This window comes from Actinocrinis sp. (assembly GCF_035946395.1).
Classification (GTDB): domain Bacteria; phylum Actinomycetota; class Actinomycetes; order Streptomycetales; family Catenulisporaceae; genus Actinocrinis.
Window position 1 is genome coordinate 17,286 of the sequence record NZ_DASYZI010000021.1, and the last position, 11,086, is coordinate 28,371.

At 71.1% G+C, this 11,086-nt stretch carries 4 protein-coding genes; 3 read left to right on the top strand and 1 reads right to left on the bottom strand.

Features of this window, described 5'->3' with window-relative positions:
• The first annotated feature begins 73 nt into the window (after window positions 1-73).
• Window positions 74-5,149 carry an NAD-glutamate dehydrogenase gene (locus VGS97_RS01585; RefSeq protein ID WP_326851332.1) on the top strand — a complete coding sequence of 1,692 codons (5,076 nt, stop codon included), beginning with the start codon at window positions 74-76 and terminating at the stop codon, window positions 5,147-5,149.
• A gap of 54 nt (window positions 5,150-5,203) precedes the next feature.
• Here the strand turns inward: VGS97_RS01585 and VGS97_RS01590 are convergent, their stop codons facing one another.
• Window positions 5,204-7,789, bottom strand: coding sequence for an FHA domain-containing protein (locus tag VGS97_RS01590; RefSeq protein ID WP_326851333.1), 2,586 nt, complete (start codon window positions 7,787-7,789; stop codon window positions 5,204-5,206).
• A gap of 413 nt (window positions 7,790-8,202) precedes the next feature.
• Here VGS97_RS01590 and VGS97_RS01595 point away from each other — a divergent pair, with 413 nt between their 5' ends.
• Together VGS97_RS01595 and VGS97_RS01600 are read left to right on the top strand one after the other, a co-directional pair.
• A complete protein-coding gene (locus VGS97_RS01595) occupies window positions 8,203-9,867 on the top strand; it encodes a serine/threonine-protein kinase (protein WP_326851334.1) in 1,665 nt (554 codons plus the stop codon).
• Between the two features lie 180 nt (window positions 9,868-10,047).
• Window positions 10,048-11,086, top strand: a 1,039-nt coding sequence (locus tag VGS97_RS01600) for a serine/threonine-protein kinase (protein ID WP_326851335.1), incomplete at its 3' end; no start/stop codon positions are given.

Here is an 11,086-nt window from a genome sequence, read left to right on the forward strand (position 1 = left end):
GCCCGGGGCCGTGGCGGGTCCGACATGCATACGTGAGCCGCGCAACGGCGCGCGGCCGTAGGAGCGAGCACACATGGTGACGCAACTGGACGAGGCTAAGGTCGGACTGCTCGAAGAGGCCGCGGGACTGGCGCGGGACTCGGGGGGCACGGACGGCGTGGGGGCGGGGCCTGACGGGCGCGTGGACCCCGACCCGCTCGATACCCGGCCGCCGCGCAACATCGAGCCCTTCCTCGCCGACTCGGCGCGGGTCGGCTCGATACTGCGGCGCTACTACCGGCACGTCCCGCTGGACGACCTCGCCGACCGCACCCCCGCCGACATCCTCGGCGCGATGCGGTCCACCGCCGGGCTGGCATCGACCCGGCCGCAGGGCACCGCGAAGATCCGCGTCCACACGCCCACGCGCGAGCGCTCCGGCTGGACCACCGGCGAGACCACGCACACCGTGGTCGAGATCGCCACCGACGACATGCCATTCCTGGTGGACTCGGTCACCGCCGAGCTGACCCGGCTCGACTTCGGCATCCACGTCCTGTTCCACCCGGTCTTCGCGGTCGAGCGGGACCTGGTCGGCCGGCTGCGCTCGGTCCTCGACGTCGATCCGCCGCAGCAGACCGCGGCCGGGGCGCTGACCGAGTCCTGGATGCACATCGAGATCGACCGGCAGCCCGACGACCCCGCGCGCCTCGGCGCGATCGAGGCGAGCCTGCGCCGGGTGCTCAGCGACGTGCGCGAGGCGGTCGAGGACTGGCCGAAGATGCGCGCCGCGGCCCTCGGCCTGGCCGACGGCCTGGCGGCCGGGCAGGGCGAGGCGGCTCAGCGCGGCGGGGTCTCCTACGACGAGCTGACGACCGGTCAGGAACTGCTGCGCTGGCTGGCCGACGACCACTTCACCTTCCTCGGCTACCGCGAGTACACCCTCGTGCAGGTCGACGGCGAGGACTCGCTGAGCCCGGTCACCGGCACCGGCCTCGGCATCCTGCGCGCCGACCGGCCGCACGGTTCCCAGGGCTCGTTCGCCAAGCTGCCGGTGGAAGTGCGGGCCAAGGCGCGTGAACCGCATCTGCTCGTGCTCACCAAGGCCAACTCGCGGGCCACCGTGCACCGGCCCGGATACCTGGACTACATCGGCGTCAAGTGCTTCGACGACGAGGGCCGCGTCGTCGGCGAGCGGCGGATGCTCGGGCTGTTCTCGGCCGCCGCGTACTCCGAATCCGTGCAACGCATCCCGGTGATCAGACAGAAGGTCCGGCAGGTCCTCGACATCCACGGATTCGCGCCGAACTCGCACTCGGGCAAGGATCTGCTGGAGATCCTGGAGTCGTACCCGCGCGACGACCTGTTCCAGATTCCGGTGGAGGAACTGGCCGACATCACCGGCTCGGTACTGCACCTTCAGGAGCGCCGGCGGCTGCGCCTGTTCCTGCGTAAGGACGCTTACGGCCGGTACTTCTCCGCACTCGTTTACCTACCGCGCGATCTGTACACCACCGACGCGCGCATCAAGCTCCAGTCGATCCTGCTCAGGGAACTCGACGGCGCGGTAATCGACTACACGGTGCGGTCCACCGAGTCCGTGCTCACCCGGCTGCACTTCGTGGTGCGCGTCGCTCCGGGCACCCGGCTGCCCAATGTGGACAGCGAGCGCATCGAGCGGCTGCTGGCCACCGCGCTGCGCACCTGGGACGACGACTTCGCGCGGGAACTCGGCGAGGCCGTCGGCCACGAGAAGGCCGCCGAGCTGCTGCGCGACTACGCGAAAGCCTTCCCCGAGGGGTACAAGGCCGACTTCCCGGCGCAGAACGCGGTCAAGGACGTCTGCCGGATCGAGGCCATCCACGCCGACGACACCACCGACTCCTCGCTCGCCGTCTACCGCCGCCCCGGCGCCGCGCCCGAGCAGTACAGTCTCAAGATCTTCCGGGTCGGCCGGATGATCTCGCTCGGCGAGGTGCTGCCGATCCTGCAACGGTTCGGCGTCGAAGTGCTCGACGAGCACCCGTACGAGCTGCACCGCGAGCACGGCGAGGCGGCCTGGATCTACGATTTCGGGCTGCGGGTCGCCGACCCGGAGCAGCTGCGCGACCAGGCCGCCCGCGAGCGGTTCACCGCCGCCTTCGCCGCGGCCTGGTCCGGGGAGATCGAGAACGACGGCTTCAACGCCCTCGTGGTGCGGGCCGGGCTGACCTGGCGTCAGGTCACCGTGCTGCGTGCCTACGCCAAGTACCTGCGCCAGGGCGGCACGCCGTTCAGCCAGGCGTACATCGAGCAGGTCCTGAAGCGCAACACCGTGCTGGCCCGGCTGCTGGTCAAGCTGTTCGAGGCCTCCTTCGACCCGGCGCGCGCCGCGGCGGGCCGCGAGCTGATCGACGGGCTGGTCGAGGAGACCGAGGGCGCGCTCGACGCGGTCGCCTCGCTCGACGAGGACCGGATCCTGCGCTCGCTGCGGGCCGTGATCCAGGCGACGCTGCGCACCAACTTCTACCAGAAGACCGCCGACGGTCCGGAAGTATCGAACACAGCGGGATCGAGCACAGCGGGATCGAACACGGCCAAGTCATACGTATCCTTCAAGATCAATGCCGCGATGGTGCCGGACCTGCCGGCCCCCCGCCCGAGGTTCGAGATCTGGGTCTACTCGGCCCGGGTCGAGGGCGTGCACCTGCGCTTCGGCGCGGTAGCCCGCGGCGGGCTGCGCTGGTCGGACCGGCGCGAGGACTTCCGCACCGAGGTCCTCGGCCTGGTCAAGGCGCAGATGGTGAAGAACGCGGTGATCGTCCCGGTCGGCGCCAAGGGTGGCTTCGTGGTCAAGCGGCCGGCGGATCCGGCCGACCGCGACGCGTTCATGGCCGAGGGCATCGAGTGCTACAAGACCTTCATCCGCGGCATGCTGGACATTACCGACAATCTTGTCGACGGCAAGGTCGTGCCACCCCGCGACGTGGTGCGCTTCGACGGCGATGACACGTATCTCGTCGTCGCGGCGGACAAGGGCACCGCGACCTTCTCCGACATCGCCAACGGAGTCGCGGCCGATTGTGACGTGTGGGGCGCTGCCGCGCCGGGGGGCTTCTGGCTCGGCGACGCCTTCGCCTCCGGCGGCTCGGTCGGTTACGACCACAAGGTGATGGGCATCACCGCACGCGGCGCGTGGGAGTCGGTCAAACGGCACTTCCGCGAACTCGGCGTCGACTCGCAGGCACAGGACTTCACCGCGATCGGCATCGGCGACATGTCCGGCGACGTGTTCGGCAACGGCATGCTGCTGTCCGAGCACATCAAGCTGCTCGCGGCCTTCGACCACCGGCACATCTTCGTCGACCCGAGCCCGGATCCGGCCGCCTCGTACGCCGAGCGGCGCCGGCTGTTCGACCTGCCCCGCTCCTCCTGGAACGACTACGACCAGCGTCTGATCTCATCCGGCGGCGGTGTCTACCCGCGTACCGCGAAGTCGATCCCGCTGACCCCGCAGCTGCGCGCGGCTCTCGGCATCGACGAGCACGTGCTGCGGATGACCCCGGCCGAGCTGATGCGCGCCATCCTGCTCGCGCCGGTGGACCTGTTCTGGAACGGCGGCATCGGCACGTACGTGAAGGCCACCGCCGAGTCCAACGCGGACGTCGGCGACAAGGCCAACGACGCGATCCGGGTCAACGGCGCCGACCTGCGCGCCCGGGTCGTCGGCGAGGGCGGCAACCTCGGCTTCACCCAGCTCGGCCGGATCGAGTTCGCCCTTCAGGGCGCGGCCAACGGCGCGCAGCGCGGCCGGATCTGCACCGACGCGATCGACAACTCGGCGGGTGTGGACACCTCCGACCACGAGGTCAACATCAAGATCCTGCTGGACCAGGCGGTGGCCGGCGGCGAACTCGGCGGGCACGAGCGGGAAAGCCTGCTGGCCGAGATGACCGACGAGGTCGGGCGGCTGGTGCTGGCCGACAACTACGGCCAGAACGTCGCGCTCGCCTCCGCGGTCGCCCAGGCCCCGGGCCTGCTCAACGTGCACGCGCGCTATCTGCACCGGCTGGTCGCCGACGGCCATCTGAACCGGGAGCTTGAGTTCCTGCCCGGCGAGCGGACCCTCAACGAGCGGCGGCAGGCCGGGCTCGGGCTGACCCAGCCGGAGCTGTCCGTGCTGCTGGCCTACACCAAGATCACCCTTGAGGATGAGCTGCTCGGCTCCGAACTGCCGGACGACCCGTTCCTCAAGGCCGAGCTGTACCACTACTTCCCCTCGGCGCTGCGCGACCGGTTCCGGGAGCGGATCGGGACGCACCCGCTGCGCCGCGAGATCATCACGACGCAGGTCGTCAACAACCTGGTCAACAACGCCGGGACCAGCTTCGTGTTCCGGATGCGCGAGGAGACCGGGGCCTCGGCGGAGGAGATCGCCCGCGCGCACATCGTCGCCCGCTCGGTGTTCGACCTGCCCTCGTTCCTGGGCGCGGTCGACGCCCTGGACAACCGGATCCCCGCCAACGTGCAGACGCGGATAAGGCTGTCCGCGCGACGGCTGGCCGAGCGCGGGGCACGGTGGTTCCTGCTCAACCGCAGGCACCCGCTCGACATCACCGTGCAGGTCGACTCGTTCCGCTCGGGCGTGGCCGAGGTGGTCGCCCAGTTGCCCAAGCTGCTCAAGGGCGCGGACCTCGACGCGCTGGCCGCGGCGAAGCAGGAGATGCTCGACCTGGGCGTCCCCGAGGACGTGGCCGCCCGCAACGCCGCGGCATCCGCCGCCTACTCGGCGCTGGACATCGTCGAGGTGGCGTGGGACAGCGGCCGGGCTCCGGTCGAGGTGGCGGAGTGCTACTTCGACATCGTCGACCGGCTGCGCATCGGCGCGCTGCGCGATCGGATCAACGCCCTGCCGCGCACCGACCGCTGGCAGACGATGGCCCGCGCGGCGGTGCGCGAGGAGCTGTACACCGTCCAGGCCGAGATCACCTTCGAGGTCCTGGCGGCGGCTCCCGGCGAGACCGACCCCGACGCCCGCTTCGCCACCTGGATCGCGAAGAACCGCGGTGCGGTGGACCGCGCCCGGTCCGTCCTCGACGAGATCGCCACCGCCGACACCTTCGACCTGGCGACGCTCTCCGTCGCGCTGCGCACCCTGCGCACGATGCTGCGTACCGGTTCGATGACCTAACGCGCAGCGTTTCTGAAGTGCAGCGTTTCTAAAGTACTGAGCACTGATGGGCTCTCAGCGAGTGGCGGCCCGGCGCGCGGTCTCGACGAACAGCGCGAGATCGGTCGGGCCGCCGAGCTGTCCGGTGGAAACGGACTCGGCCTGCCGGCGCGGTACCGGCGAGCCGAGTTCGGCCCACGGCAGCCTGGTCACGGTGGCGCGGCTCGACGCGCTGGACGGCATGCGCCCGCTGATCAGCGGGACCTGGATCGGCAGCACACGGCCGTCCGGCAGCGCCAGGTGAGCGCGACCGGGCGTGTCGGCGCGTACTGAGACGGCGGCCGGCAGCGAGACCAGCTTGCGCGACTCCTCCGGACCGTGCGTGCGCAGCGCGACACGGATGTGCGCTTCGTCGGACAGGTCGCTGTCGAGCAGACGCACCGCGTGGGCGTCTTCGAGGGCGACGCCGACGGCCACGTGCAGCGCCAGGTCGCGGCTGTCTCGTGCCACCGCCGCCAGGCCCTTGGCGAACCAGGGATGATCGGCGGCGAGCCGGTCGAAGCCGTCGACGACCACGAGCATGCGTGGATGAGCCGGATCGGCGGGCAGGCCCCGGACCGGTCCGTTCGCCACGGCGTGCGTACGCCGCTCCACCTCGGTTTCGAGCGTGTCCAGCAGGCTGCGCAGCGCTTCGGGCGGACAGTCCCGCGGAAGATGAACGTCGACGTGCGGGAGCCCGGTGCTCTCTGCGAGCGATGGTCCGTTACCGCCGGAGACGAGCGCGATACGCAGGTATTCAGGGCGGTTGGTCGCGGCCAGTGCGTACGTGATCGAGCGCAGCGTCTCAGAGATGCCTGAGCCGGAGACCCCGCCGACGAGAATGTGATGACCCGACAGATTCACGCGTACGGCGCCATGGTCGTCCGCGCCGACGGTCAGCTCCGAGTCGGCCGGCCGTGCCGTCCAGCGCGCGCCGAGCTTCGCCGGAGTCAGCAGATCCAGGTCGAGCAGCCCGAGCAGCCGGACCTCTTCGGGCAGCTGCGGCGCGCCGAAGCCGTCGGATTCCCGCAGCGGGGCCAGCGCCCGGCCGAACCGCTCGGCCCACTCCACCGACGCCAGGTCGGCGACGATGCTGTCGAGCGCGGGCACGTCCGGCCGTTCGAGCCGGACCCTGGTGTTGACGTCCCCGCTCAGCGTCGCCATCGCGCCGGTCGCGTCCGGCAGCTGCGCGGGCCTGGTGGCGAGCACGATAGTGTGGATCCCCGCCTCCGGGCCCTCGTCGAGCAGCCGCCGCATTCCCCTCGCGTCCAGCAGGTCTGACGCCGGATCGACGATCAGCACCGTGCGCCGGCCCGCCGGCCGGGAGTCGAGCCGGTCGACCAGCTCGCCGATCCGCGCCGCCTTCTGTGCTTGGGCCAAGCCGACCAGCGCCAGGCAGTCCTGGCCGTCCTGCGGCGTGAGGTGCGGCAGCCACCTGACCCACTGCCACGGCCGCGGGTCGCCGTCGTGCAGCAGCACGAGCTCCAGGTCGCGCGGTGCGCAGCTCGCCGCCAGCTGCGCGACGAGCGACCGGGCCAGCGCGGTCAGCTGCGGGCGCGGGCCCACCAGGCCGAACACGCCGACCGCGTCCAGGTCCAGCGTCACCGGAACCGCGGCCACCCGCGGCCGGAACGTCTTCGGACCTGAGCCGACGATCACCCGTGAGGCGATGCGCGCCGTGCCCAGCCGCAGATCCAGAAATCCGGGCAGCTGTGGATCGCGGGCCCACAGCCGCGGCTCGGGCCGCAGCGCCGTCGTCAGCAGGGCCGCGAGGTCGGGGTGCGCTTCCCGGCGCAGCGTGGCCTCCGCGGTGAGCGCGGCGGCGATCTGCGTCTCCGCGGCGGCCTTGGCCTGCTCGAACGCGGTAGCGGCGCGCCGGCGCGCGGCCGGCAGCCCCCGGTTGGACGGCTTCGGCGGCAGGTCGATGCGTGGCGCGGGCAGACTGACCTGCGGCCGCCGCGTAGTACGCACACGTAGACGCCCCAAGCGATCGGGTTCGACGTCAAGCGCACTCGGCGCCAGACGCAGCGCGAGCGTGGTCTCACCGAGCCGCACGAGCGCATCAGGCAGCAACAGCACGGAATCCGTACCGACCGGCGTGCCGTCCAGCGTCGTCCCATTGGTCGAACCGACATCGCGCAGCCGGACCCAGTCGGCCGTCACCAGCAGTTCGGCGTGCAGCCGGGACAGATCAGGGTCCTCGATCCGCACCTGCGCGTCCACGCCCCGGCCGATCGAAATCCGCACCGGTTCGGCTTCCGCCGCGGGTGGTGAGATCAGGTGCACGCCGCCCGCGTCCGGCCCGCCGACCACGTGCAACTCCAAGCCGCCGGGCAACGCCGCCGGGGCGCCGGGTCTCCCGACGGTCAGCACCGCGCCGTCCAACAACGGCGGCCGGCCCAGTGGCATCTCGTCGCGCACCAGCGTCGATCCGGCGTAGAACCGGCCGTCCGGCACACCCGCGAGCGTACGCAGCGCCCCGGCCGCCGCGCTGAACGCAGTGCCCGCCGCCGCCGTCACCGCTGCGTCCACGTTGACTGCGGCGTCCGCTCCGGCCGCAGTGCGCACGCCCACCGCTGCGTCCGCGTCGCGCGCTGAGGTGACGGAGAGTCGGATCTGCATGCGGCTGCCTTCTGCGTCATGACGGGAGACCCCGGTTCGGTCAATTCTCGCCGGATGACACGGTATCCGAGACCGGCCGCGCGGTTGCTTGAAGGCCACGCGCCGTTACGTGAAGACACCGTTGCTTGAAGGCATCGTTACTTGGAGACCACTGCTACTCGAACCACTGTTACTCGAAGACACTGTTGTTACTCGAAGACACTGTGTCAAAAACACTGTGTCACGAGGAGACTCGACGGACCTTGAGACGCCGTTGCCCGGCGTCCAGCAGGGCGCGATCCTGTAGCAGCTTGGGTACGAATCCAATGGCCGTGGTCCACTTTGTGCGGCTGCGGCACTAAGGTGACCTTGCGCCGGTCGCTGCGCCGCGGCGGCGCCAGCCCGAGTTCGACAAAAACTGGGGGAGAGGTTTCGTGGGTCAGCCTATCGGCAGCCGATACGAGCTGGACGAGCAATTGGGGCGCGGGGCCTTCGGGTCGGTGTGGCGGGGGCGCGTCAGGGACACCGGCGAGGCAGTCGCGGTCAAGGTGCTCTTGGAGGAACTGGCAACGGATCCGGACGTGGTGACCCGGTTCCTGCGTGAGCGTACCGCGCTGGTCGGTCTGCGGCACCGCTCGCTGGTGGCGGTGCGCGACCTGGTGGTCGAGGGCGACGTGCTGGCGTTGGTGATGCAGCTGGTCGAGGGCCCGGACTTGCGTGTTTACCTGCGTGAGCGGGGCACGCTCGGCCCCGAGGAGGCCGCGCTGCTGGTCGCGGACGTGGCCGAAGCGCTCGCGGTGGCCCACGCGGCGAAGATCATCCACCGCGACGTCAAACCGGCCAACGTGCTGCTCCAGCCGGATGCCGGAGGCTACCGGCCGCTGCTGACCGACTTCGGCATCGCCCGGCTGGCCGACGCCCCGTCGGTCACCCGGACCAGCCAGGTCGTCGGCACCCCGTACTACCTGTCGCCCGAGGTCATCTCGGGACGCAAGGCTACTGGCGCCGTCGACATCTACGCCGCCGGGATCATGCTCTACGAGCTGCTCACCGGCCATCCGCCGTTCCGCGGACGGGACGCGATGGAGGTCTTCCGGGCGCACCAGACGGCGACTCCGCAGCGTCCGCAGGGCGTGTCCGACCGGCTGTGGGCGGTGGCGCTCGCCGCGCTGGGCAAGGACCCGGACCTCAGACCGTCGGCCAACGAACTGGCCGGCCGGCTGCGTGCGGCGGTGCGGGTGAACCAGGAGGGCACGACCGTCCGCCTGCCGGTCAACCCGAACCACGGCACGGTCGTCCTGCCCGCGCTGCCCGCCGAGCTCAAGGCCGTCGCCGGAGCGCACGCGGCCCCGCACGCGATCTGGCCCGCTCGTGCCGTGCAGGCGCCAGACGCCGCACCCGCCCGGCAGAACGCCCAACCGCAGGCGCAGGCCCCTGCTGCACAGCAGGGCGCTCAGGTCGTGCCGATCAACCGGGCCGCGCACATGGCTCCGACGGCCCCGATCCCCCGCCCGCAACTGGCCCAGTCCCCGACGCCGATCCAACAGTCGCCGGGTGGCCAGTCGCCAATCCCACAGCCTTCGGCGACCCCGCAGCTGGCACCACAGCAGTTGACGCCGCAACAGCTGACACCACAGCAGACGCCGCAACGGTCAGCCCCCGCGCGCCCTTCCTACTCCACGCCCGCTCCGCAGCGTCCGGCGGGTAACGCATCGGGTCCGCAGCCAAACCAGTACCCGATGGCGTTTCAGAACCCGCCGCGTCCAGTGCCACCGGGGCCGTACGGCCCCCCGCAGCAGCAACATCCTCAGCAGCAGCAGAACTACCAAGCACCGCGCAACCAAGCGCCCCGGCAACCGCAGACGTTCGCGCCCGGAGCGCCCGCGCAGCGGACAGGCCTCAGCTGCCTGAGCAAGCTCGCGATCCTGGTGATCGTGCTCGCCATCGCTGTCGCGATCGGCGTTACCGTCGGCAAACAGCTCGCCAGGCGGCACACGAACTCCGGCGCCGACGGCCTCGTGCCAGGCGGCGTGATCCACCGCAATCCGGTCGTCGTCGCGCTCACCGTCCACCCACGATCGCAGGATGCCCTTTTCTGACAACCAGAGTTTTTCTGACAACCAGAGTATTTTCGCGCTTCGCCGTGGCGGACATGCCCGGCACACCGGCGCGTTAGTTGCCCGCGCTGTCCCGGGAACGGCACAGTTGCAGCGATACGTAGTCTTCCCCGGCTCGGCGCCTATACGGCACGACGCGGTTGCGCACCCCACGGAGCGACGGTGACACGCAAAATCGGCAGCAGGTACACGGTCACCAGAATCATCGGCCGGGGCACCTGCGGCACCGTCTGGGAGGGCGCCGGGCCCGACGGACCGGTCGCGGTCAAGCTGCTGCGCGAGGACCTTGCCGCGGACCAGACGCTGATCGCCCGCTTCGTCCAGGAACGCACGGTCCTGACCAGCCTGGTCCACCCGAACGTGGTGGCGGTGCGGGACCTGGTTGTGGACGGCACCGACCTCGCTCTCGTGATGGACCTCGTGCGCGGCACCGACCTGCGCGAGCGGCTCGACTCCCGGGGAGCGATGCCGCCGGCGGACGCCGTCGTCCTCGCCGCCGACGTGGCCGCGGGTCTCGCCGCCGCACACGCCCGGGGCGTCGTGCACCGCGACGTGAAGCCGGAGAACGTCCTGCTCGATTCGGCGACCGGCGCCGCCCGGCTCACCGACTTCGGCATCGCCCGCCTGGTCGACGGCCCGCGCCGGACGCGTGCGACCAGGATCGTCGGCACGCCCGACTACCTGGCCCCCGAGGTGATCGAGGGCTGCCCGCCGGGTCCGCCGGTGGACGTGTACGGCCTCGGCACGCTCATCTTCGAGCTGCTCACCGGCTGGACCCCGTTCGGCGGAGGCCATCCGGGCGCGGTGCTGCGCCGCCACGTCACCGAGACCGTCCCGGACGTGCCGGGCATGCCGGAAGCGCTCGTCGACCTGCTCACCAACTGCCTTTCCAAGGCTCCGGCCGCCCGGCTGACCGCGGCCGAAGTGGCCGGTCGGCTGCGCGTCCTCGCACCCGAACTCGCCGGGCTGCCCGCGTTGCGCGTCACCGATCCGCGCGCCGTCGTCGACCCCGCCGCGCTCACCACCGGACCGGGACCGGCGGTGCCGATGACCGTCGGCGCCGTGCCGATCGTGCCCGGTTCCGCCGACGAGGCCGACGCTTCACGCCAGACGCACCTCAACCTCATGCGGCCGATCCGCGAACCACTCGGCTCTTCGGCACCCGTCCCCGGAGCCACTGGAACCGCCGCAGCCGCGACGA

Excerpts from the sequence above, each read along its gene's own strand:
- VGS97_RS01585 (WP_326851332.1), top strand. The coding sequence starts at position 74 with ATGGTGACGCAACTGGACGAGGCTAAGGTCGGACTGCTCGAAGAGGCC.
- VGS97_RS01590 (WP_326851333.1), bottom strand. The coding sequence starts at position 7,789 with ATGCAGATCCGACTCTCCGTCACCTCAGCGCGCGACGCGGACGCAGCG.